The 24,181-nt window shown below is 46.7% G+C and carries 22 protein-coding genes; 13 read left to right on the top strand and 9 right to left on the bottom strand.

Annotated features, from left to right (window positions below; translation table 11 throughout):
• Positions 1-89: 89 nt before the first annotated feature.
• From Q4Q52_RS01680 to gltB, 7 genes are all read right to left on the bottom strand, one after another.
• Positions 90-581 carry a nuclear transport factor 2 family protein gene (locus Q4Q52_RS01680; protein ID WP_006080750.1) on the bottom strand — a complete coding sequence of 164 codons (492 nt, stop codon included), beginning with the start codon at positions 579-581 and terminating at the stop codon, positions 90-92.
• A gap of 1 nt (position 582) precedes the next feature.
• Positions 583-1,209 carry a trimeric intracellular cation channel family protein gene (locus Q4Q52_RS01675; protein ID WP_006080751.1) on the bottom strand — a complete coding sequence of 209 codons (627 nt, stop codon included), beginning with the start codon at positions 1,207-1,209 and terminating at the stop codon, positions 583-585.
• Entirely contained in the window at positions 1,206-1,583 is a 378-nt protein-coding gene (locus Q4Q52_RS01670; RefSeq protein WP_311989732.1) for a DUF2721 domain-containing protein, read from the bottom strand. Before Q4Q52_RS01670 ends, Q4Q52_RS01675 begins: the two co-directional genes overlap by 4 nt.
• Positions 1,584-1,639: 56 nt before the next feature.
• On the bottom strand, positions 1,640-2,629 hold the full coding sequence (locus Q4Q52_RS01665; RefSeq protein WP_311989675.1) for a cobalamin biosynthesis protein: 990 nt from the start codon (positions 2,627-2,629) through the stop codon (positions 1,640-1,642).
• 22 nt (positions 2,630-2,651) lie between these two features.
• A complete protein-coding gene (locus Q4Q52_RS01660) occupies positions 2,652-3,362 on the bottom strand; it encodes a 5'-methylthioadenosine/adenosylhomocysteine nucleosidase (RefSeq protein WP_259582913.1) in 711 nt (236 codons plus the stop codon).
• A 343-nt stretch (positions 3,363-3,705) separates the two neighbouring features.
• The gene (locus tag Q4Q52_RS01655) at positions 3,706-5,112 is read right to left on the bottom strand and encodes an FAD-dependent oxidoreductase (protein ID WP_311989674.1); all 1,407 of its coding nucleotides are present in this window, start codon (positions 5,110-5,112) and stop codon (positions 3,706-3,708) included.
• Positions 5,113-5,118: 6 nt separating this feature from the next.
• The gene (gene gltB, locus Q4Q52_RS01650; RefSeq protein WP_311989673.1) at positions 5,119-9,567 is read right to left on the bottom strand and encodes a glutamate synthase large subunit; all 4,449 of its coding nucleotides are present in this window, start codon (positions 9,565-9,567) and stop codon (positions 5,119-5,121) included.
• A gap of 588 nt (positions 9,568-10,155) precedes the next feature.
• On the opposite strand from gltB, the gene Q4Q52_RS01645 reads away from it, so the two are divergent.
• The 3 genes from Q4Q52_RS01645 to oxyR all read left to right on the top strand — a co-directional run bounded on the left by Q4Q52_RS01645 (position 10,156) and on the right by oxyR (position 12,853).
• Positions 10,156-11,085 carry a TIGR01212 family radical SAM protein gene (locus tag Q4Q52_RS01645; RefSeq protein ID WP_311989672.1) on the top strand — a complete coding sequence of 310 codons (930 nt, stop codon included), beginning with the start codon at positions 10,156-10,158 and terminating at the stop codon, positions 11,083-11,085.
• A 204-nt stretch (positions 11,086-11,289) separates the two neighbouring features.
• The gene (locus Q4Q52_RS01640) at positions 11,290-11,655 is read left to right on the top strand and encodes an Hpt domain-containing protein (protein WP_006080758.1); all 366 of its coding nucleotides are present in this window, start codon (positions 11,290-11,292) and stop codon (positions 11,653-11,655) included.
• Between the two features lie 286 nt (positions 11,656-11,941).
• The gene (gene oxyR / locus Q4Q52_RS01635) at positions 11,942-12,853 is read left to right on the top strand and encodes a hydrogen peroxide-inducible genes transcriptional activator OxyR (RefSeq protein WP_087486463.1); all 912 of its coding nucleotides are present in this window, start codon (positions 11,942-11,944) and stop codon (positions 12,851-12,853) included.
• A gap of 73 nt (positions 12,854-12,926) precedes the next feature.
• Here the strand turns inward: oxyR and Q4Q52_RS01630 are convergent, their stop codons facing one another.
• Both Q4Q52_RS01630 and mutH read right to left on the bottom strand, forming a co-directional pair.
• Positions 12,927-13,994 (bottom strand): adenylate/guanylate cyclase domain-containing protein, encoded by a 1,068-nt coding sequence (locus Q4Q52_RS01630; protein ID WP_006080760.1) that lies wholly within the window; start codon positions 13,992-13,994, stop codon positions 12,927-12,929.
• Between the two features lie 122 nt (positions 13,995-14,116).
• Positions 14,117-14,788, bottom strand: coding sequence for a DNA mismatch repair endonuclease MutH (mutH, locus tag Q4Q52_RS01625; RefSeq protein WP_107402370.1), 672 nt, complete (start codon positions 14,786-14,788; stop codon positions 14,117-14,119).
• A gap of 690 nt (positions 14,789-15,478) precedes the next feature.
• On the opposite strand from mutH, the gene rppH reads away from it, so the two are divergent.
• The 10 genes from rppH to Q4Q52_RS01575 all read left to right on the top strand — a co-directional run bounded on the left by rppH (position 15,479) and on the right by Q4Q52_RS01575 (position 24,176).
• Positions 15,479-16,003 carry an RNA pyrophosphohydrolase gene (rppH, locus tag Q4Q52_RS01620; RefSeq protein WP_006080762.1) on the top strand — a complete coding sequence of 175 codons (525 nt, stop codon included), beginning with the start codon at positions 15,479-15,481 and terminating at the stop codon, positions 16,001-16,003.
• Between the two features lie 23 nt (positions 16,004-16,026).
• Complete coding sequence (gene ptsP, locus Q4Q52_RS01615; protein ID WP_311989671.1) at positions 16,027-18,261, top strand: phosphoenolpyruvate--protein phosphotransferase; 2,235 nt, start codon at positions 16,027-16,029, stop codon at positions 18,259-18,261.
• 59 nt (positions 18,262-18,320) lie between these two features.
• On the top strand, positions 18,321-19,121 hold the full coding sequence (locus Q4Q52_RS01610) for a sulfite exporter TauE/SafE family protein (protein ID WP_311989670.1): 801 nt from the start codon (positions 18,321-18,323) through the stop codon (positions 19,119-19,121).
• A gap of 42 nt (positions 19,122-19,163) precedes the next feature.
• Positions 19,164-19,973 (top strand): prolipoprotein diacylglyceryl transferase, encoded by an 810-nt coding sequence (gene lgt, locus Q4Q52_RS01605; protein WP_311989669.1) that lies wholly within the window; start codon positions 19,164-19,166, stop codon positions 19,971-19,973.
• On the top strand, positions 19,970-20,764 hold the full coding sequence (thyA, locus tag Q4Q52_RS01600; RefSeq protein ID WP_259566324.1) for a thymidylate synthase: 795 nt from the start codon (positions 19,970-19,972) through the stop codon (positions 20,762-20,764). The genes lgt and thyA overlap by 4 nt, the downstream gene beginning before the upstream one ends.
• A 117-nt stretch (positions 20,765-20,881) precedes the next feature.
• Positions 20,882-22,051: a Na+/H+ antiporter NhaA gene (nhaA, locus tag Q4Q52_RS01595; RefSeq protein ID WP_106649846.1), complete on the top strand. Its 1,170-nt coding sequence runs from the start codon at positions 20,882-20,884 to the stop codon at positions 22,049-22,051.
• A 2-nt stretch (positions 22,052-22,053) separates the two neighbouring features.
• Positions 22,054-22,440: a hypothetical protein gene (locus tag Q4Q52_RS01590; RefSeq protein WP_311989668.1), complete on the top strand. Its 387-nt coding sequence runs from the start codon at positions 22,054-22,056 to the stop codon at positions 22,438-22,440.
• 72 nt (positions 22,441-22,512) lie between these two features.
• Positions 22,513-23,421 (top strand): transcriptional activator NhaR, encoded by a 909-nt coding sequence (gene nhaR / locus Q4Q52_RS01585; protein ID WP_311989667.1) that lies wholly within the window; start codon positions 22,513-22,515, stop codon positions 23,419-23,421.
• 85 nt (positions 23,422-23,506) lie between these two features.
• Positions 23,507-23,755: a succinate dehydrogenase assembly factor 2 gene (locus Q4Q52_RS01580; protein ID WP_106649849.1), complete on the top strand. Its 249-nt coding sequence runs from the start codon at positions 23,507-23,509 to the stop codon at positions 23,753-23,755.
• Entirely contained in the window at positions 23,736-24,176 is a 441-nt protein-coding gene (locus Q4Q52_RS01575) for a protein YgfX (protein ID WP_259573931.1), read from the top strand. The genes Q4Q52_RS01580 and Q4Q52_RS01575 overlap by 20 nt, the downstream gene beginning before the upstream one ends.
• The last annotated feature ends 5 nt before the right edge of the window (positions 24,177-24,181 follow it).

Below are 24,181 nucleotides of genomic sequence, written 5' to 3'. Positions count from 1 at the left end.
TCGAAGGCGAAACACTCAGTGGTATTGACTCATTGTTAGTTTCGACCCGTTTTTAGGGATCAAGTTTCAAAGACAGCTAAATTTTGTGACTACTGCATCGCTAATTGGTCAGACATGGTCTGGTAATCGATAAGATCCACATGCTCAGTCACCCTATGGTTGAGCATATCGAGTTTAAGACTCGTGACGCCAGGAATGGCGATATCGATGATTTTACCAGGTTTGCCGAATTGCTCGCCCGGCCCTTTGAAGTGATAGTTACCTATCATGACTACCAAAGAGCCGGCGTTATACATATGTTCTATGTTGAAGTCGTACTCGAGTACGCCCTCATGGGCGCGCTCGAGAAAGTCGATGATAAAGCGGCCGCCAGTGTATTTACGGTTGGCGGTTTTGTCGAAGAAGACGCTTTCACGGTTATAGAATTTTCTGAGTGTCTTGTAGTCGTGTTCGGTTAGCGCATTCATGTACTTGACGGCTAACTGCTGTTCTTGTGGCATTTCACCTGAGTTGGCTTGCGCCGCTGCAGGATTGAGGGCTGGAACAAAAATGAGGCACAAAATAAGACACAATATTCGCAAACTATTCCCTCTTGGTTTTGAGATCAAAGGCCGGTAACGACAGATGCCACTTGATGGCGCTTAAGCGGATAAATAGGGCACTGGTCATCGCCAGAAACAGCGCCGTTTTCTCGCCCATACCGTAGGCTAAACTCACGGTATAGCCGATACCACCAATGATTGAAGCTGTGGCATAGACTTCTGTACGTAACACCATAGGAACTTGTCTGCACAGTAAGTCTCGAATAATGCCTCCTCCCACGCCTGTGATCAAGCCCATAACCACGGCAATCATGCCACTTAAGCCCATATTGAGGGCTTTTTCGGCACCAATCACAGTAAACAAGGCTAATCCAAAGGCATCGGCGACCGGCAAAATGTATTCGGGCACCTTACGAGGTCGACGCACTAACAGCAAACAGGCGAGCACAGTTGCGAGGATCACTATGATGTAATTGGGATCGCGGATCCAAAACACAGGCGTTGCGCCAATCAAGGCATCCCGAATACTGCCACCGCCCACAGCGGTGACCGAGGCGAGCACTATGACACCAAAGGGGTCCATTCTATGACGCCCTGCGGCGAGTGCGCCAGATAGCGCAAATACAGCGGTACCCCATAAATCAAAAAAGTAGATCCACTGGCTCATTTACTCATCTCTTTGATATGGATATTTAATGCGTCAACAGAGATGCGAATTTCAATTACAGATAAAATCAGTGAATAGAGCAGCAGTAGCAGGCTAGCGCCGAAGATCACTGAGCCGGTTTTATTAAAGCCGATATAAATGAAAATCATGCACAGTACGCACAGGGCAAAGCTCGATACGCCCGCTTCTTGCATACGACGAATAATGGAAATGCGTTGACTCAGGTTTTTGATTTGATCTTTATGAACGGGTTTCTCACCACTGCTTAAGCTCCGTATTAATGCCGCGAGGGCAAAAAAACGATTAGTATAAGCTAATAGTAACAATGAGATAGCAGGAAATAACAACGCAGGTGTTGTTAATGAAACATGCATGTTTTCGAGCAAGATAGTCAGCCTTTAACTTCACGTTGAGATAATGCGGCATCATATCACAGGCTTTGTAACCAACGTAAACTTGCCCATAACAAGGGCAGTATAATGATAAAGCTAAACCAGATAGCACAGGCACGTGAGGTCAGCTTGATTGCAGGCGTGATGTCATCACTGGTTGGCTGCGGACCATAACCTAGTTTGTCCACATTAATACGCACGCCAGCAAACTTCTGTGGTCCACCGAGTTCGATTCTCAAAATACTGGCCACGAGATTCACACTGAGAACATAACCTCGAATAGCGTGATGATTTTTAGGGGCTCTAAAAAGTTTTGCAAACGCCTTAGGCCCGCCTTGAATGGCGAGCGACAGGCTCCACAACCAAGCCGGAATCGCCAGCAAGATAATGGATACACCATTCACAGTACTGCAAAAATGTTGATACTTTGGTTGAATGGGCGGCCAGCTTAATTCGAGTTGTTTGAGCATGCGCACCGCCAACACTAGCGGTGCTCCAGCAATAGCGAAAAAGAAAATGGTCGATGCTGTGCCGTAAATAGGCGCTGTGGCGAGTTTTTCTATGGTGGCTTTGGCTAGGCCGATTTCCGACAAACTATCGGTATCGCGCAGCACCCAAGGCTGTAACAGCTTTTTTGCGCTGGCATTGTCTCCACGTTTTAAGGCCTTAGCGATTTCATCGGCAACTTGGCTAAACCCTGCATCGGTTAAACACAGATAAAGCACTAAAAATTCGAAAAACCATGGAAAGGCGGCCAGTTCGAGCAAAAAGGTGATAATGGCCCAAAACGGGAACAGTAACAGCAACATAGCTAAAAAGCCTGCTGTGGCTTGTTGGCTTGGAGATCGTTCAGGGCGATTCACTTTGGCTGCGAGTTGCTTGGCTAAATGGCTAAACCAAATAAGCGGCTGCATTTCCCGTGGCAATGGTGCTAAGCGCGCCAATAACAAAGCAAAAAAAAGTACCAAAAAGCCTTCAAACAAAGCGCCATCTATCTCGACAAGTTGTTGATAAAAAGAGGTGTGCATTCGGTACTTTCCGCTTAAGTGATTATTTTACTGAGTCAGGATTCAGTTGCTCAAGTAGCAGCATCACCATCAACGCCGAGTGGTAACCCGCTTTGACAATATAAGAATCAAAATCCACTGGCGAGTCATTGTTGGCGTTATCCGATAAAGAGCGGATAACCACAAATGGCACACCAAACTGATGACAAACTTGAGCAATTGCCGCGCCTTCCATCTCACAGGCGGCCATAGTCGGGAAGTTTTTGAGCATGGCTTGGGTGCGAACAGGATCGCAAATAAAGCTGTCGCCAGTACAGATCAACCCTTCAATCGCTTTGACTTCACCCAGCTGAGCAATGGCCTTGTTGGCAGCTTCAACTAAATGTGCGGCTGGGATAAACGCAGCGGGTTGCTGTGCCATTTGGCCAATTTCATAACCAAAGGCGGTGACATCCACATCATGGTGACGCACTTCAGAAGAAATCACGATATCACCAATGGCCAACGTATCGACAAAACCACCGGCAGAACCTGTGTTGATCACCGCATCCGGCGCATATTTTTCGATGAGCAGTGTGGTCGCAATACTTGCGGCGACTTTACCTATGCCTGAACGAGTCACGACTACGTCTTTACCTGCGAGAGTACCTGCAATAAATTCAATACCAGCAATGGTTTGCGATGTCGCATTTGTCATGGCGGCGATCAGGTGAGCGACTTCTGGCTCCATTGCGCCAATAATTCCAATTTTCATGGGAGACCTTTTTGATTCAACACTTAAGAGTGGGACAAGGGAATGCTGGCTAACTATACCACACAGTTTTATGCAGTCGTTATGGTGAGATTGGGATTGCTTGATAATGGCGCGGTAAAACGCGGGAGGGTTAACTGAAAAGTACGCTCATAAGATGCGCGCTTTTATTTATTTCATCTGTCTATTTTACTTATCTATTTATCCATCAACCGATGGCGACAAATCACAAACAAATGGCTGGACTTGTTTGACTAAGTCCAGCCATTGCAAAGCTTGTTAAATGACAGCGGAAAAACAGTTTTTCAGCGATAAAACTAACACATTGGCGTTTAATCTATAGCGCTTAGTCCAAGTAATTAAGAATACCTTGGGCGGCATCGCGACCTTCGGCAATGGCTGTCACGACTAAATCAGAACCGCGCACCATATCACCACCGGCAAACACTTTCGGGTTGGTGGTTTGGAAAGGATTTTCGTCTAACTTACTCGCTTTAACACGGCCCCATTGATCGAGCTCGATACCATGCTCGGCAAACCAAGGTGCTGGGCTAGGTTGGAAACCAAAGGCAATAATAATCGCATCGGCTTCGAGCAACTGTTCGCTCCCCGCAATCGCTTCGGCGCGTTGACGCCCGCTTGCATCGGCCTTGCCCATGGCGGTTTCAACGCATTCAATGCCGATCACTTTGCCATCTTGGGTCTTAATCGCCACAGGTTGACGGTTAAACAGGAAGTTAACGCCTTCCTCCCGCGCATTTTGCACTTCGCGACGTGAGCCCGGCATGTTGGCCTCATCACGGCGGTAAGCACAGACTACGCTGCTGGCACCTTGTCTGACGGCTGTGCGCACGCAATCCATCGCGGTATCACCACCGCCTAATACCACGACACGTTTACCTTCAAGGTTCAGGTAGGGCGTTTGCGCATCTTGCGTGCCCATTAAATGATGGGTGTTACCAATCAAATAGGGCAGGGCTTGGTATACGCCTTGGGCATCTTCACCCTCAAGGCCGGCTTTCATCGCGGTATAGGTGCCCATACCAAGGAATACGGCATCGTATTCTTCGAGCAGTTTAGTAAATGGGATATCTTTACCGACAGTAACCCCGAGTTTGAACTCAATGCCCATGCCTTCTAATACACTACGACGGGTCGCCATGACGGCCTTGTCGAGTTTAAAAGACGGAATACCGTAGGTGAGTAGGCCACCAATTTGTGGATATTTATCAAAGACCACGGCTTTAACACCGTTGCGAGACAAAATATCCGCGCAGCCCAAACCTGCAGGACCTGCGCCGACAATCGCTACTCGTTCAGCGCGCGGCGTGACCTTGCTCATATCGGGGCGCCAGCCTTGGGCGATTGCTGTATCGGTAATGTATTTTTCGACATTACCGATAGTGACAGCGCCAAAGTCGTCGTTAAGGGTACAAGCGCCTTCACAGAGTCTGTCCTGTGGACAAACACGGCCGCAGATTTCGGGCAGAGTGTTGGTCTCATGCACTAAATCCGCCGCTTCCATGATGCGACCTTGCTCCGCTAGCTTGAGCCAGTTAGGAATATAATTGTGTAGCGGACATTTCCACTCACAATAAGGATTGCCGCAATCTAAACAGCGATCCGCTTGCTGTGCCACTTCAGGCTGAGCAAAAGGCTGATAAATCTCAATAAACTGAGTCGCACGTTTAGCCGCAGGGTGTTTGGAGGGGTCTTTGCGACCCACTTCAATAAATTGAAAATCGTTACTCATGCGCCATTACCCCGCTTTTACAACTAATTCTGGGCTCGATTTCTCTAACTTGAGTAGATCGGCCACGGCAATATTTTTAGGTTTTACTAATACGAAGCAATCTAACCAGTTACCAAAATCACTTAAGATCATCTTGGCATGTTCACTGCCCGTTTCGGCCACGTGGGCTTCAATCAGACCTTTCAAATGTTGTTGATGAATAGGTGATTCGAGTTTTTGAGTATCGACAAGCTCAGTGTTCACACGGCGATTGAAGCGGCCGAATTGATCGAATACATAGGCAAAACCACCTGTCATACCTGCGCCGAAGTTCACCCCTGTTTTACCAAGGACAACCACAATACCGCTGGTCATGTATTCACAGCCGTTATCACCGAGCCCTTCGACCACAGCAATTGCTCCTGAGTTACGGACAGCAAAACGCTCGCCCGCTTGACCTGCGGCGAAGAACTTGCCGCCTGTCGCGCCGTAAAGGCAGGTGTTACCGACAATGGCGCTGCGTTCACTCTGGAACGGGCTGCCAATAGGCGGATAAATCACTATTTGGCCGCCAGACATACCTTTACCGACATAGTCGTTGGCATCGCCGCAGAGTTTTAACTCAAGGCCTGGGCTGTTCCACACGCCAAAGCTTTGGCCGGCACTGCCGTTAAAGCTCAGTTTGACCGGCGCTTTGGTGCCTTTCACGCCGAGCGTGCTCGCGATATAGCCTGACAAGGTCGCGCCAACGGAGCGGTCGGTGTTGTTGATGCTATAAGCGGCATCGAAACACTCGCCCTTATCGACAGCGCTTTGGCACTCGTTTAATAAATGTTGGTTAAGCAGTCCTAAATCCGCTGGTGGATTGGTTTCTTGCCAAGTGCGTGACGAGGTTGCTGGCACCTTAGGTTGATACAAAATCGGTGACAGATCTAAGCCTTGTTGCTTAGCGGTTTGGCCTTCGAGGGCATATAACCATTCGCTGCGACCGACTAAATCTTCAAACTTGCTCACCCCTAAGGTTGCCATCCATTCACGGACTTCCTCGGCGACAAACTCAAAGTAAGTCATTACTCGCTCTGGCAGACCATGGTAATGGTTGTCACGCAGGTTTTTATCTTGCGTCGCCACGCCTGTCGCGCAGTTGTTCAAGTGGCAAATACGCAGGTATTTACAACCTAGGGCGATCATAGGCACAGTACCAAAACCAAAGCTCTCAGCGCCTAACAACGCGGCTTTAATTACATCGGTACCGGTTTTTAAACCACCATCGACTTGCAGGCGAATTTTATGGCGTAGACCGTTTTCCACGAGCGATTGATGCACTTCGGCTAAACCTAGCTCCCACGGACTCCCCGCATACTTTACTGAGGTGATTGGGCTGGCGCCTGTGCCGCCGTCATACCCTGAAATGGTGATCATATCCGCATAGGCTTTAGCTACGCCGGTGGCGATCGTGCCCACGCCGGGTTCAGACACAAGTTTGACTGAAATCAGCGCTTTCGTGTTGATTTGCTTCAAGTCGAAAATCAGCTGGGCTAAATCTTCGATAGAGTAAATATCGTGGTGCGGCGGCGGTGAAATCAAGGTTACACCAGGGCGAGCATGACGCAGTCCGGCGATTTCAACGCTGACTTTATGGCCGGGTAACTGGCCACCTTCACCGGGTTTTGCCCCTTGGGCGACTTTAATCTGCAACACATCGGCATTGACTAAGTAGTGCGCCGTAACGCCAAAGCGCGCCGAGGCTATCTGTTTAATCGCAGAGTTGCGTTCAGTATTAAAGCGGCGAGCATCCTCACCACCTTCACCTGAGTTCGAGCGGCCGCCTAAGCGGTTCATTGCAATAGCCAGCGCTTCATGGGCTTCGGGGCTGAGGGCGCCGATACTCATGGCCGCGCTGTCAAAGCGTGAATATAGACCTGATGCAGCTTCCACATCGGCGACATCAAGCGATGCTTGCGCGCCCTTAATACCGATTAAGTCACGCAGTGTCGCCACGGGACGATTGTCGACGAGCTCGGCGAATTTTTTATAGCTCGCGAAGTCTTTGTCAATCAATGACGCTTGCAAGGTGTTGACTACATCAGGGTTGAAGCAGTGATACTCACCCCCTTCAACGTATTTTAGTAGGCCGCCTTGTGGTAATGGCACATGGGCTCGGTAGGCCGCTTTGTGCAGAATCGCTTGGTCTTGGGCGATTTCAGCAAAGCCTGCACCCTCGATGCGGCTGATCACACCTTTAAAACACAGGTCGATCACTTCGCTGGCAATGCCTATGGCTTCAAATTGTTGACTGCAACGATAAGAGCCGACAGTGCTGATGCCCATTTTGGACATGATCTTACGCAAGCCTTTTTCGATGCCGTAGCGGAAGTTCAACATCAATGCTGTGGTGTCGGTTAACTGGTGACGTTTCGCCAGTTCAGAGATTGATTCATACACTAAGTACGGATAAATCGCGGTGGCACCAAAGCCAAGTAATACGGCAAAGTGATGTGGATCTCGCGCCGATGCGGTTTCAACAATAATGTTGGTGTCACAGCGCAGGCTCTTATTTACCAGCATTTGTTGCACAGAACCGACCGCCATGGCCGCAGGGATCACTTGTGCCGTTTTACCTATGGCTCTATCCGAAAGGATCAACAAAGTCGTGCCGCTGCGGGCTAAACGCTCGGCTTCGGCTGTGATGCGGCGAATGGCACTTTCTAATCCTTCCTGTGGTTCGTAATTCAAATCGACAATGTTGGCGCGGTAGTAAGTACTATCTAATCCCAGTAACTGATTAAAATCACTGAATAATAAGATAGGTGAGTTGAACATGACGCGGTAGGCATTACCCGTCGTTTCATTAAAGAGGTTCTGCTCACGGCCAATACAAGTGGTCAAGGACATAACGTGTTTTTCACGTAATGGGTCTATGGGTGGGTTAGTCACTTGAGCGAATTTTTGCCTAAAATAGTCATACAGTGAACGTGACTTTTTCGACAATACCGCCATAGGCGTATCGTCGCCCATAGAACCTGTGGCTTCTTCGCCTTGTTTTGCCAGTACCCAAATGACTTGCTCTAATTCTTCACGGGTATAGCCAAATTGTTTTTGGTATTGCAGCAAAAGCTCAGGGCTTAACTCGCTGGCACCATGTTGTTCAGAGGCTAAATCTTCCGCTGGCGTTAAAGTACGGCTGTTCTTCGCCATCCACTCTTTGTAAGGGTGGCGACGTTTCAAGTCGTTATCAATTTCAAAGGATTGGTACAGGCGGCCGTTCAAGGTATCGAGTACCAGCAGCTCACCAGGCCCAACTCGGCCTTTTTCAATCACTTCATCGGCGGCGTAATCCCAAATGCCGACTTCGGAGGCCAAGGTCAAAATACGATCTTTTGTGATCACATAACGCGATGGACGCAGACCATTACGGTCAACTGCGCAGGCGGCATGGCGACCGTTGGTCATCACAATACCTGCCGGACCATCCCAAGGCTCCATGTGCATGGAGTTAAAGTCGTAGAAGGCTTTTAACTCGTCATCCATTTCTGGATTACTTTGCCAAGCAGGCGGGATCAATAGACGCATGGCACGGTATAAGTCCATGCCACCGGATAACAGCATTTCCAGCATGTTATCTAAGGAAGAAGAATCTGAGCCTGTTTCATTCACAAAGGGAGCGGCCTGCTGCAAATCTGGCAGTAGTGGTGAATTAAACTTATAGGCGCGGGCGCGGGCCCATTGACGGTTACCCGTAATCGTATTGATTTCGCCGTTATGGGCTAAATATCTAAACGGCTGAGCTAATGGCCATTTAGGAGAAGTATTCGTTGAGAAACGTTGATGGAATAGGCAGATAGAGCTTTTTAAGCGAATGTCCGCGAGATCGGGATAAAACGCGGGCAAGTCTACAGGCATCATTAAGCCTTTATAGACGATAACTTGGCCAGACAAACTCGCGACATAGAAGTCTTTGTCATCGGTGATCTGCTGCTCTAAACGGCGACGCGCCATATAAAGGCGGCGTTCCAAGTCTTTTTCACGCCAGCCAATAGGGGCGTTGATCAGCACTTGGTAGATTTGTGGCAGGCTAGCCTTGCCGATTTCACCTAATACATCTGGATTGACCGGCACTTTGCGCCAGCCTGCAATACTTAAGGTTTCACGCTCGAGTTCGCGCTCAAGAATAAACTTAGCTTGGTCAGCCAGTTCATCATCTTGACTTAAAAACAGCATACCTACTGCAAATTTACGGCTCAAATGCCAATCATTTTCCGCGGCAATCGCTTCAAAAAATTGCACTGGCAATTGCATTAATAAGCCACAGCCGTCGCCAGTGCGACCGTCGGAGGCAATGCCACCGCGGTGCTTCATACGATCTAGACCATGGATTGCCGTGCGCACTATACGATGACTGGCTTCGCCATCCATCTGTGCTATCAACCCAAAACCACAATTGTCCCGCTCAAAACTGGGATGATATAAGCTCATACAAAAACCTCCCTAGACCTCAACTGATTACTACTCGGGGAGAAAATGTAAAGACTTTCTATAGATATGCACCCGAACCACCCAAATTAGCCTGAGATTCAATAAAGGTCAAACCAAAAATTTGCATAAAACATGGGTATTAATTCATGTTTTATACACAAATCACAATTGCTTTACGTTAACGTCAACAGCAAAAAGTGCTGTATAACATTATGAATAAAAAGAATTTTAAAAATGAGGAAACTGTGGATTTACCAAAATGTAACATTCGGGTGGGATTGTTTTTGATTTAGAAATAGTGATTTTTATTGCAAACACAGTAATTAAATAAAAAATTATAATTGTTGAATTATTATTCATTATCAGTGTGAGCAAGATCTCAGTGGTTAGTGTGTTAATTTGAGGATGCGCACATTTATGACAATAAGGGTATGAGTCAGGCGGGAATTTGATGTAGCGCCAAGAAACCACTCGCTACCTTGTTTACACTAAGCTTTTTCTTCTATTTGTTCACGTATTTTCTTTTCTATTTGTGATTTTATCTTGGTTATTCTCAATGAAGCGATATGAAATTTGGTGGGTGCTCTGATGGGGCTTGATGCATATGTGAACACCTTTGGTGCCGTTTGCAAGGCGCGATATGGTACCCGACTAAGAAAACTCACCATAGATGCCAAGTTTACCTGCCCTAACCGTGATGGCACCTTGGGGCGTGGAGGTTGTACTTTCTGCAATGTGGCGTCATTTAGCCACCAAACTGCTGATGTGCTGAGTATTACCGAGCAGCTCGAACAGGGTAAGAGTCGTTATCGTGAGGCGAAACCTCAGGTGCAAGCCGATAAATTTATAGCGTATTTTCAGGCTTACACTAGCACTTATGATGAGTATCAGGTGTTAATGGCTAAGTACGATGAAGCCGTTAAAGATGGCGAGATAGTGGGTCTGTGTGTAGGAACTCGTCCCGATTGTGTGCCAGATAATGTACTGGATTTACTGGCAAGTTATCAGGCAAACGGCGTTGATGTGTGGTTAGAACTTGGGTTGCAAACCGCTAAAGATGAAACGCTGCGCAAGATCAATCGTGGCCATGATTTCGGTTGTTATTGCGACACAGTGTCGAGGGCGAGAGCTCGCGGTCTTAAGGTGTGCACTCATCTTATTCTTGGCTTGCCCGATGAAATCCATAGCGATTATATGGCGACCTTAGCGGCGGTATTGCAGCAGGGCGTTGATGGCTTGAAGCTGCATCCTTTGCATGTCGTCGAAGGTAGCACTATGGCCAAGGCGTGGCGAAGTGGGCGCTTACCTTTACTGAGTCTTGAAGATTATGCTCGCAGTGTTGGTGAGATGATCCGCCATACACCCGCGGAAGTGATTTTCCACCGCGTCACCGCTTATGCGAAAAAACCTATGCTATTAGCACCAGATTGGTGTGCCTATCGATGGGATGGATTGGTGGCAATTGTGGATAATTTACAGCTTTATGGTGGACAAGGGCACGTATTAGCGCAACGATAAAGGTAAGTTAGTGGGATACATTTCCTCCTTAAATGCTATGTCGTCGCTATTATTTTGTAAGTGTTTACTTACGACTATTAGTTTGTTTTTTGTTAATTTTAATCTGAATTTGACCATGGATATCGCTATAAGTTGCACAGACAATTTTAGTGGGTATCATGTGATAAATTCGTTTTAAGCATTGGACCACTTAAGGGAGGCCTCATGGCCACAGTTGAATTAGAAGTAATCCTAGATCTCAATACTCTCGAACAGTACTGTAGCGCCATTGGTGCCGGTACTTTACTTAAGAGTGTGGTGTTATTTGAGCAGTTAATGCCTGAATATGTAGGAAATCTAGTGAAGGCTAACGACGCTGCAGACAGAGATACCTTATGTTCAGAAGCGCATAAATTTAAAGGTGCCGCAGGTTCGGTAGGTTTAAAACGCATTCAGCAAATCGCCCAGTTATTACAACATGGTGAAGAGCCAAGATGGGATGCTGAACACGGCGCTTGGGTTGCTGAGATCGTCGAACATGCGAGTGCGGATCTACAACAGTTAAAGTTGTTCCTCCAAGCTAAAGCATAAGATATTGATACGCTAAGGCGCAGCAATAACGTCTGTTGTTGCGCCCAATTGAGTGAATGATTGCGTTAGATTGTTGCGTTAGTTTACGGCTGAGTTTGTTGCCTTTTACGTTTCCCCGCGAGTGCTTTTCTCCTCTTTGTTTGTTACTCCCACTTAAGTTTTACAGCTAATCGGTTGAATGTCGATTCGGCTCACACTCTTGAAATCTAATGCCGCGTTATTGGCTTTCAGTTATGCTAGAGTAGATTTAATTTCTTAATTCATAACCTTAATGGCAATCGAGAAAATGAAAAGTTTACCTAGCTTAAAAAACTTATTCTATCTGGTGAATCTCCATCAAGAGCAGAATTTTAACCGCGCGGCTAAGGTGTGTTTTGTCAGCCAATCGACGCTTTCGAGTGGGATCCAAAACTTAGAAGAGCAGTTAGGGCATCAGTTGATTGAGCGAGACCATAAGTCGTTTATGTTTACCGCTATTGGTGAAGAAGTGGTGCAGCGCGCCCGTAAAATTCTCACCGATGTGGATGATTTGGTTGAATTGGTGAAAAACCAAGGCGAGCCGATGACAGGCGATATTCGTTTAGGGTGTATTCCTACGATTGCGCCTTTCCTATTGAGCCGTGTTATTCGCCAATGCCAGCAATCTTATCCTGCAATGAGTTTATTACTGAAAGAAGATACCACTGAGCGTTTGTTGGATGCCTTAGGTAAGGGTGAGCTGGATTTATTGATCCTTGCTTTGCCTGTAGATACCAGCGGTTATCACAGTATGAAAGTGGGTAAAGATCCATTCAAAATGGTGATCCATAAGGATTTAGCCGGAGAAATCCATCAGCCGATCGATTACCAAGCCTTGCCAGACGAGAGTATTTTCCTGCTGCAAAGCGAGCATTGCATTACAGGGCATGCCATCACAGCCTGTCAGCTTGGGGATAGCGCAAAAGTCAATCCGTTTGCCGCCACCAGTTTGCATACCTTAGTGCAGATGGTGAACAGTAAGCTGGGCACCACATTCCTGCCGCAAATGGCAATCGATGCGGGTATTTTGAATGACACAGATTTGGTGGTGATGACGCCGCCGGGTGAAGCGCCATACCGTGATATCGGCCTTGTCTGGCGTCAAACGACCAGTCGGATCTTAACCTTCCGCACCTTAGGTTTAATGATCCAAAAGTTATTAACCAAAGAAGAACAATAAGCTGGCTGCAACAGCACAAAGTGTCACTGCAAAAAAGTGTTAATCCAACTCAACGCTTAAATATGATGAGAAATTAAAGTGGGGAAACGCCAAACACTTCGATGGAGTGTTGTTTCCCTTTGAGTTTAACTGGACCTAGATTCGATAGGTGATATTGCGTGTTGGGATTATCTAAACGTCCCGCGAGTGCGCCCGAGATCAACATGCGTTGCCCCAAGGGATTACACTGATCTTGCAGTCTCGCTAGGGTATTGAGTACATCGCTAAAGAAACTAATCTCCTGTTTCTGCACGCCAACAACCGCTGCTACGACTTGGCCACAATGGGCCGCAGCTTTAAACTTAGGCACAAAGCCATAGTGTTCTTCAAAGTAACGTCTTTGCCAATTAAGCTGCTGACTAAATTCAAAATAGATATTCATGCAGCGGTCGTGGACAATCCCTTCTTCTAAAGGCCAGTGGATCAACACGGCATCGCCCATATAGCGATAAATCTCGGCTTCGTTGTTGGTCACAGTATCCGACAGCAAACTAAAGCTATCTTGGATCAAGCGACTAAAACGGTAATCCCCAAGTGATTCGGCGTGTGTGGTCGAGGCGACCATGTCTAAGTAAAGGAATAATCGCTGCTCGTACCTTGGCTTATGGTATTTACCGAGGCCAATGTTGAGCAGAATACGTGGGCCGACTAACAGCGCCATTTGCTCGACGAAGGCTAAACTGACTCGCACGACCACCAGATAGACGATCAATGCTTGGAATGAAGGACTGTAGAGAATGTGCGCCGTCAGCATTTGTCTTAGGGTCGACATGTGATTTTCGATGGCCCACATATTCAAAAATTGGGTCATGTAAGCTAATGTTGTCGCTCCCAGTAATAAAAACAAGCCTTTAAAGATGACAGAAAACACATAGGGGAGGCGATTGATAGCACTGAAATCAGCAATAACGTTCGACATCCAATGCAGGCTGCCAAAAATTATCCCCATATAGATAGCAAGTGTCGCGAGATCAGCCGAACCTACCGCCCATTGGGGCAGTTCTGGTGATTGGGCATATCGAAAAAACACGAATGCAGCCATGGCAATCGCCCAAGCTAAAATCGCAAAAAGGAGTTTTTTCGCTTGTCTACGTGCTCTCACTGCGTGATGGGTATCCGAATACGGCTGTGATTTCAGAATGCCGTAGTTTATAGAAAAGAGTCACCTTAGTGCCAGTGAAATTTGTGATCTGGATCAATCTAAGTCTATATCGTCACTAAATATTAACCAAAAACCTTATTAAGTATCATGGCGGTGAAACTGGTCTTTAAATAAAAACCCCTAGGGTTGGTCATTTTGAGGCTGCCATCTTCGGCAATGCTTTGCGTTAATGCTTTACTGTTGGCGGCTTTGGGACGTAATTGCAGTACTTCGCCGTGGCGTGCGGTGAGTTTTTCGACTTTGCCGAGGGCGATAAGCTCCATGATCTCTTCCCAATCCTGTTGCAGCAATTGCAACTCCTGTGGATCAGGCTCCCACAATATTGGGGTGCCAATACGGCGCTCACCCACAGGAATATGCCTCTCACCTTCAACGGGTACCCAAAGGACTCGCTGTAACTTATGGCAGACTAAGCTATTTTGCCAGGTTAACCCTTGGATATTCGACAGCGGCGCCACGCAGACATAAGTGGTCTCCAATGGTCGTCCCTGTGAATCGATGGGGATAGTTTTAAGCTCGACACCTAAATGCAGAAAATCTTGCTCGGGTTTAGAGCCTGCCGTCGCGCCCAGTTCCATTTCGATTAACTGGCCGACCCAGCCTTTATCCCGCTTAAGATCCTTGGGGACACTTAGGCCTCTTTGGGCTGCAATTTGCGCCAAACTCACGCCAGCCATCATATGGGCGCGTTCGAGTAGCTCAGGGAGATTTTCGGGGGGAATAATTCGATTCATGGCTGGATTTTACTTAAAAATAACCGCTTAGCAATGGCGGTCAAAAAATGAACTCCGCAATTTGAGTAAACTTGTACCGAATGTTTTTATTCTAAGTATCTGATTTTAAATTTCATATCCGAGTTACTCCCCGTTTTGCAAAAAAGTGTTCAAAGTTACTCTCTGCTTTCCCTTGCGTTCCCCACACACTTATCCACAGATATTATGGATAACTCAGTAAAATGCGTCCCTTAACCTAATAAAAACCCCAAGTCAATGCGAATAAAGGGCATTTATTCTGGCTTTTGTGGACAGTTGTGGACACTATTTGTGTATAAAGTTGTGTAGTGTTGTGAGAACTATAGAAATACCTCTGGCTGGTTAAATAATGAGCTTTATTGTTTTTTTTGCCATTTTAAAATGAAGGTATCTATTTAAGTTGTTGAATTTAATTTTAATTAAGTTTTAACTCTAAATTATTTAAATGGCGGTAAACAGATGTTTTTTGAGCGTTATAACAAGTTCACCTGAGTTTCAAACAGAGATATCCACAGAAAATGTGGATATCCCCGCATTTCATCCCCTAGCTTTGTTGATAAATGTCTTTTAAGTGTGATTTTATCCAATGTCTAGGGTGAAATAGAGGTTTGCTGAGAGACTAGCTTTATGAAACAATCAGTTTATTAAAATTTAATGTGATTTGGAGTCCATGTGATTGATAGCGACGGCTTTCGCGCAAATGTGGGCATTATAATTTGTAACAGATATGGCCAAGTCATGTGGGCCAGACGCTTCGGTCAACACTCATGGCAATTTCCTCAAGGTGGTGTCGATGATGGCGAGACAGCAGAAGAGGCAATGTACCGTGAGTTATATGAAGAAGTGGGCCTAAGACCCGAACACGTGCATATCCTAACCTCGACCCGTTCTTGGTTACGCTATCGTTTGCCAAAGCGTTTAGTCAGGCAAGACAGTAAACCTGTGTGTATTGGGCAAAAACAAAAGTGGTTTCTGTTACAACTGAAAAGCCAAGATAGTGCGATTAATTTAAGTTCCTCTGGGCATCCTGAATTTGACGATTGGCGCTGGGTAAGTTATTGGTATCCTGTGCGGCAAGTCGTGTCATTTAAGCGTGATGTTTATCGTAAGGTGATGAAAGAGTTTGCGGTAACGGCATTGTCATTCCAGACCCTAGAAATACCTAGGAAACGGGGAAGGCAAAAAACAACGGGCTGATTTTCAAAAGAGGATTGAAAACAGTGTTAAATACGCTTAGGGATATTACTCAGGCTGTGGCATCTGCCCACAGTTTGGAAACCGCACTAGAAGTCTTAGTCTCATCGACTAAAGCGGCGATGGAAACCCAATGTTGCTCCATCTATATCCTAGAAGAGCAAGAACTGGTGTTATCTGCAACCGACGGTCTTGAAAAAAGCGCCGTTGGTCGGGTACGTATGCCGCTGACCGAAGGTTTAGTGGGACTTGCTGCCCAGCGAGAAGAGGCCGTTAACCTAGCGGATGCGAGGCTTCACCCCAGATTTAAACTTTTCCCTGAAGTTGCCGAAGAAGAATACCGTGCCTTTTTAGCTGTACCTATCATCTACCAGAAAGCCGTGGTCGGGGTGATAGTGGTACAGCAGGCGAGTGCCCGTCAATTCAGTGAAGGCGAAGAGGCCTTCCTGATGACGCTCGCCGCCCAGTTAGCGATGGCGGTGCGCGGTTTAAAACAAAAAGCTCAAGTCAGTTCCCACCACCAACAAATTCTATTTCAAGGTACGTCGGCGTCGAATGGTATCGCCATTGCCTATGCTTTTGTGCTTGGTGGAGAAATTCCCCTTGAGCAGCCCGACGTGCGCTCTGACGATATTGCCTATGAATCGAGCCGTTTAACAACGGCTATGGTGCGCTGTAAAGAAGCGATTGGCGCTTTATCTCAGCGGTTTGATCGTGAGCAAGATGACGAAGTAGTCTCTATTTTCAATGCATTACAGCTATTACTTGATGACGCCAGTTTAGGGGGGGAATACGCCCGTGAGGTGCAATTAGGTTGGGCTGCTGAAACGGCGGTGAGCCGAGTGTCCTTGCGTTACATTCAGCAATTTTTGGCGATGGAAGATCCTTATCTTAAGGAGCGAGCAAGCGATATCCGCGACTTAGGCCAAAAAGTATTACGCCAGCTGATTGAGCCAGAGCGTTTAGAGCTTGAACCCGATAAACCTGTTATTTTAATTACCCGCGAAGCCGATGCGACTATGTTGGCTGAGTTTCCAAGACAGAAACTCGCGGGGATTGTCACTGAGCTTGGCGGGGTAAACTCCCATGCCGCTATTTTAGCCCGCGCCTTAGGTGTGCCGGCCATTACTGGTGTAGAACAACTGTTATCCGCCAATATTGACCAAAAGCTCTTAGTGGTAAACGCAAGTCGTGGCCAGCTATTGGTATCGCCATCCCCTGCTATTGTCGGCGAGTATCGCAGCTTAATTTCGGCGCAAAAAGCGCTGCAACGCCAGTATGCTCAAGAATTAGCACTGCCTTCTGTTACCCTCGACGGCTCACGTATTCGTTTGTATTTAAATGCGGGCTTACTCAGCGGCGTGGCTTCGGAAATTGCCGAAGGTGCCGACGGGATTGGACTATATCGCACCGAAATCCCTTTTATGCTGCAACAACGTTTTCCGAGTGAATCTGAGCAAGTGAAAGTGTATCAACAGGTCTTGTCGGCGGCCTCTGGTCGACCTGTGGTGATGCGCACTTTGGATGTTGGCGGTGATAAACCTTTGCCGTATTTCCCGATTAAAGAAGACAATCCTTTCCTTGGTTGGCGTGGGATCCGTTTGTCGCTGGATCATCCTGAGTTATTTTTGGTGCAGTTACGGGCCATGTTGCAGGCAGGTGGCGATGGTAAGCAATTAAGTATTTTACTGCCCATGGTCAGTAACTTAGATGAAATCGATCAATCCTTAGAATATCTGCAGCAAGCCTATGTTGAACTTAAGAACGATGTAAACAGCAACATAGTGATGCCACGCATCGGCATTATGCTCGAAGTGCCGGCTATGTTGTATCAATTGGATGATGTGGCAAAACGGGTGGATTTTGTCTCCGTTGGCAGTAATGACTTAACCCAGTATTTGCTTGCGGTTGACCGTAACAATCCGCGGGTGAGCTCATTATTCGACAGTTATCATCCGGGAATACTGCGGGCTTTGCATCAGGCTCACTTAGATTGTCGATATCATAAGCTTGATATCAGTATTTGTGGCGAGTTAGCGGGCGAGCCTATGGGCGCCATTTTGTTGGTGGCCATGGGATACGATCAATTGAGTATGAATCAGGGCAGTTTAGCGCGGATCAATTATCTATTGCGCCGTGTCGCACGGGCCGATTTAGATCAATTGCTCGCTCAAGCCTTGAGCCTATCAAACGGCTTTCAAGTGCGGGAGCTGGTTAAAGAATATTTAAACCAGCAAGGTCTCTCAACAATTCTTAATTAACTAATGTCGTCTTTTGCTTTAAGCTAAGGCCCTCAATTTATCACGCTGTAGGTACTCGTGTGGATAGTTTGTTGTCGGTGTTTTTTATTTGCTTAGCTTTAGGCGCATTTGTCGGCTTTATGGCAGGGTTATTAGGTATCGGTGGCGGCTTGATTGTAGTGCCTGCGCTGCTTTATATTCTGCCTTCCGTTGGGATTACTTCTGCCCAATTACCCCATATTGCGATTGCCACTTCGCTGGCGGCCATTATTCTCACTTCTATCTCATCGACGCGAGCGCACCATAAGCGTGGAAATATTCCTTGGGATTTATTCAAGACTATGTTGCCTGGGATTATTCTTGGAGCATTAACCTCAGGTTTTATTGCCGAACGTATCTCCGCTGCCGCTTTGCAGCAGGGCTTTGCGATATTTGTGGTGTTGATGTCGATTCAGATGGCGTATCCCTTTAAAGCTGAATCGAATCGTGAGCTACCCAGCGCGCCGATATTATTTGTTGTGGCCGCGTTAGTTGCGATGATCGCAGGACTGATGGGCATAGGCGGCGGGGTATTGTTAGTGCCGTTTTTAACCTTCTTTGGCTTGCAGATGCGTTACGCCGTTGGTTTTTCGGCGGCGACGGGCTTGTTGATCTCCCTCTCGGGCAGTTTAGGCTATATCATCGCGGGCTTTAATGCGCCCGAGTTGCCCTACGGCACCTTAGGTTTTATCTATTTACCCGCCTTGTTTGGTTTAGTGATCACTTCTGTCCTGATGGCGCCCGTTGGCGTGAAAGCGGCAAGCACTTGGCCAACATCGGTACTTAAAAAGATATTTGCACTGTTATTGCTGTGTGTCGGCCTTAAATTAATTCTGACCTAGTTTTTATGTTTACCTCTATTTGAGGCTGCTAATGGATGTGTTATGGCGTTGAGTTTCCCCAATATCGATCCCGTGATCGTATCATTTGGACCCTTTAATCTGTTTGGACAAACCTTTGAACCTGCACTGCGTTGGTATGGTTTTACCTATTTAGTCGGATTTGTTGCGGCTATGTGGTTGCTCAATCGACAAGCTGACCGCTCCTGTGGCGTATGGTCGCGGGAGCAAGTGTCAGATTTACTCTTTTATGGTTTTCTTGGGGTGATATTGGGCGGGCGTGTCGGTTATGTGCTTTTTTATCATTTCGATTATTTCCTCGCCAGCCCTATGTATTTGTTTAAAATCTCCGAAGGCGGCATGTCCTTCCATGGAGGTTTGATGGGCGTGATAGCGGCGATGATTTATATCGCGTTGAAACAAAAGCGCACCTTCTTTGCGGTCGCCGATATGGTGGCACCTGTGGTGCCTATCGGTTTAGGCGCAGGACGTATTGGTAACTTTATTAATGGTGAACTCTGGGGCAGAACCACAGACGTGCCATGGGGAATGGTATTTCCAACAGGAGGACCCGAACCGCGTCATCCTTCCCAGTTGTACCAATTTGCACTTGAAGGTGTGGCGCTATTCCTATTACTTTACTGGTTTAGTAAACGTACCGATAAAGTCGGTGCCGTCTCTGGTATGTTCTTAGTTGGTTACGGTATTTTCCGTATTATGGTTGAAACGGTGAGACAACCCGATGCACAGTTGGGACTCTACTGGGGATTGATGACTATGGGGCAGATACTGTCTATCCCTATGGTGTTAATCGGTTTGTACTTGATTTTTCGTAAGCAAGGTAAGCAGCAATGAAACAGTATTTAGACTTAATGAAGCACATCTTAGCCGAAGGTGTGGATAAATCGGATCGCACAGGTACGGGGACTCGCTCTGTATTTGGCTATCAAATGCGCTTCGATTTGAGCAAAGGTTTTCCTTTGGTAAGCACCAAGAAATGCCACATGCGCTCTATCATCCACGAATTGCTGTGGTTCCTGAAGGGTGAAACTAACGTTGCCTATTTACGCGAAAACAAGGTCAGTATTTGGGATGAATGGGCCGATGAAAATGGCGATTTAGGGCCGGTTTATGGTGCCCAGTGGCGCAGCTGGCCAACCCAGAGTGGCGATGCTATCGATCAGATTTCACAAGTTATTGCCCAGATAAAATCTCAGCCTGATTCTCGCCGCCTTATCGTTTCTGCGTGGAACGTGGGCGAGCTGGATAAAATGGCCTTGGCGCCGTGCCATGCGTTTTTCCAGTTTTATGTGGCTGATGGTAAATTATCTTGTCAGCTGTATCAGCGCAGCTGTGATGTGTTTCTAGGTTTACCATTTAACATTGCCAGTTATGCTTTGTTGACTATGATGGTGGCCCAGCAATGTGACTTGGCCTTAGGTGATTTCGTGTGGACCGGTGGTGATACCCATTTATATTCAAACCATATGGAACAAACGGCATTGCAGTTAAGTCGTGAGCCAATGCCATTGCCAACCATGACGATTTTACGTAAACCTGAATCAATTTTTGATTATCAATTCGACGATTTCGAGCTAACAAACTACGCTCCACATCCCCATATCAAAGCACCTGTCGCCGTGTAACGTGCATTTTTTCGACCAATACCTCGGAATAACCGAGGTGTTAGGTCGAAACTTACGATTATATTTGTTGTTACAATTCGTCTACACTCAATTCATTATGATTTTTAGGAGTGCACGATGGAAAAAGCAATTAGAAATTTTCTGAGCCAAGAATCGGCTGGCGGTATCCTATTATTGGTTGCTGTTGCCTTAGCTATGCTGATGGCCAATTCCCCTTTATCTGGACTTTATCAAGGCTTTTTAGGCACTGACGTACAAGTTAAAATTGGCGAGCTCGATATTCATAAGCCGCTAATTCTGTGGATCAACGATGGCCTGATGGCTGTATTCTTTTTACTTATTGGTTTAGAAGTTAAACGTGAGTTACTCGAAGGTGCCTTATCGAGTGTTGCTCAAGCCTCTCTGCCTACCTTTGCAGCCATTGGCGGCATGTTAGTCCCTGCTGGGGTGTACTTACTGTTTAACTATGGCGATCCTGTCACGCAAGCGGGCTGGGCGATTCCTGCCGCGACGGATATTGCGTTTGCTTTAGGTATTATGGCGCTGCTTGGGAGCCGCGTTCCCGTTTCGCTGAAAGTCTTCTTACTTGCTTTAGCGATTATCGATGACTTAGGTGTCATAGTGATTATCGCGCTGTTCTACAGCACCGACCTGTCAACCATCAGTTTAGTGATTGCCAGTTTAGCGATTGCGGGCTTGGTTGGGTTAAACCGCAAAGGGGTCACCTCACTTTTACCTTATGGCATTTTAGGATTAATCCTTTGGGTCGCCGTACTTAAGTCTGGAGTGCATGCGACTCTGGCTGGCGTCATCATCGCTTTCTGTATTCCATTACGGGCAAAGGATGGCAGCTCACCTTCGGAAGGCTTAGAGCACAGTTTGCACCCTTGGAGCACCTTCTTCATTCTGCCAGTGTTCGCTTTTGCCAATGCGGGGGTTTATGTCGGTAATATGAATTTGGAGACGTTAATTTCTCCTGTCCCCGTTGGTATTGCACTGGGCCTGATGTTAGGCAAGCCTATTGGTGTGATGGTGTTTAGCTATATTGCGGTGAAACTCAAACTGGCTCAGTTACCCGATGGCGTAAGTTGGAAGCAAATTGCCCCTGTCGCGGCCATGTGCGGTATTGGTTTTACTATGTCCATGTTTATTGCGTCGTTAGCCTTTGAACATGCAGATCCTATGTACGGTGACTTAGCGCGCCTCGGAACCTTAATCGGTTCGATTATGGCGGCGTTAGTCGGGTATTTCTGGTTATCAAAAGTGTTACCTAATAAAGGAGTATAACTATGATAAAGTTGAAATTAATGGGAATGGCAACACTCTTATGTCTATCGACAGCCGCAATGGCATCACAAATAGCGGCCTGTAATCAGGATGCGAACTCTCAGACTTGCCAAAGCTATCTTGAAGGGATAGTGGATGGCGCTCTGATGTTTAAATCTGATTCCTTAGGGGCGAGATTAGAAACCAATGGTTATGAATCGAGGGCGCTTAAATACCGTGGTGGTAAACGTTTCCAAGAGGCAAATCGGACCTATTGCGCTGAACGTATTCCTGAACGTCATGTTTTAGTCTCAGGTGTCACTGAAGCGGTAAGTCTGGGTAATGCGACTGATTTGGAGCAATTACAAGGCATAGTCACTAACTTGCTTGATTGCCAGCGTTTGCAATAAACTGATTTATAACAATAGGTTTTTATCCCTCAGCGCCTTGGGCGTATGAGGGACGATTCACACTGGATGAGCATGCTGCATTTGAATTACAACCACCTGTATTATTTTTGGATGATTAAGAAAAAGGGTTCGGTTGCTAAGGCGGCCGAAGCCCTCTGTTTAACGCCGCAAACGATAACGGGGCAAATTCGTGCCCTAGAAGACAGGTTGAACGGTCGTTTATTCAAGCGAGTAGGGCGGACACTGGAAGCCACTGAGTTAGGTGAGTTAGTATTTCGCTACGCAGATAAGATGTTTAGTCTTAGCTATGAAATGCTCGATTTACTTAACTATCAAAAAGATGATGCCATGCTTTTTGAAGTAGGGATCGCCGATGCTTTGTCTAAAGCCTTAGTCAGTCGTGTCTTATTATCCGTCGTCCCCAATGACAGCTCTATGCATTTAGCTTGCTATGAGGCGACTCACGAAAGCTTAATGGCACGTTTGCGCGAGCATAAATTGGATATGATCCTCTCCGATTGCGCCGGAGAATCACTTAAGTATCCTGAAATCTTATCTAAAAAATTGGGCGAGTGTGGTGTGAGTTTTTTCTCCGCTGATACTTATAGCGCTGATTTTCCTGCTTGTTTAGAGCAAGGCCAGCTATTGATCCCCGGCCGCAGAACTTCGCTTGGACAGCAATTATATCGCTGGTTTGATGAGCAAAATCTTAAAGTCAGTATCTTGGGTGAGTTCGACGATGCGGCCATGATGAAGGCCTTTGGTTACCTTAAACGGGGGATTTTTGTCACGCCGTCGATTTATCGCCAAGAAGTGATTTCCCATGGGATGAATTTGCTCGGTGAAACCACCGATGTGAAAGAGGAATACCATGTGATGTTTGCCGAGCGTATGATCCAACACCCTGCGGTAAAGCGTTTGTTGGACACAGATTTCAGCGATCTCTTTGCGGGACGCGATATGCAAGTAAAACAATGCTAATTTTGTGAGCCAATGTTAAGGGTTAATCGACACTTTAGTCACTGAACTGATAGACTAATGCCAAATCTGTGTTGGGAGAAATACCTTGGAATTAATGAACATCGCAAGGGTTCGCTGGGCATGCCGCCGCGGGATGCTGGAATTAGATGTCTTGTTTCAACCTTTTGTTGAAAACTTCTATCAAGAAATGTCTGATGAAGATAAAACCGTGTTTATCCGTTTGTTAGAATGTGAAGATCCTGAATTGTTTGCTTGGTTTATGGGCCATGAAGTGTGTCCTGACACTGAACTGGCTCGTATGATAGTAAAAGTCCGTGGAAGACCGGCACCATAGTTTCAGTGTAAAAGCCTCCTTCGACCAGCGACTTTCGTTGGTCGTTTTTATTTGTGTCTGTTCTAGCTCATTTTTGTTCTGGCCTCAAAGTGATAATTTCGCCTTATCCCTGCTTAAATATCTGTTTATCGCGCTGGTTTGTATCTTCTTGCTGTCGCAGTTGTGGCGACTGCAGCAGTGGCGTTTAGATTTTGTGCTGAGTGATAAAGGTGAGGGACGTTTATCAACGGGGGAGCACTTTCAGGTATTAAAGCGCACTTGGGTGACACCCTTTGTATGTTTGATGTATATCGAAGTGGATACTCAGTTGCGGCTCTTGATGGTTTGGGCGGATATGTTAGACGATACTGACTATCGGCATTTATGTCGGCTGTTACTGCGGGCTAAAATAAAACATACTAAACCTCATAACGAGGTTTAGTCTGT

Source organism: Shewanella sp. SP1S2-4 (genome assembly GCF_031932075.1).
Classification (GTDB): Bacteria; Pseudomonadota; Gammaproteobacteria; order Enterobacterales; family Shewanellaceae; genus Shewanella; species Shewanella baltica.
The sequence above is the reverse complement of the archived record's forward strand: the minus strand, read 5'-3'. Positions and strand labels throughout refer to the sequence as shown.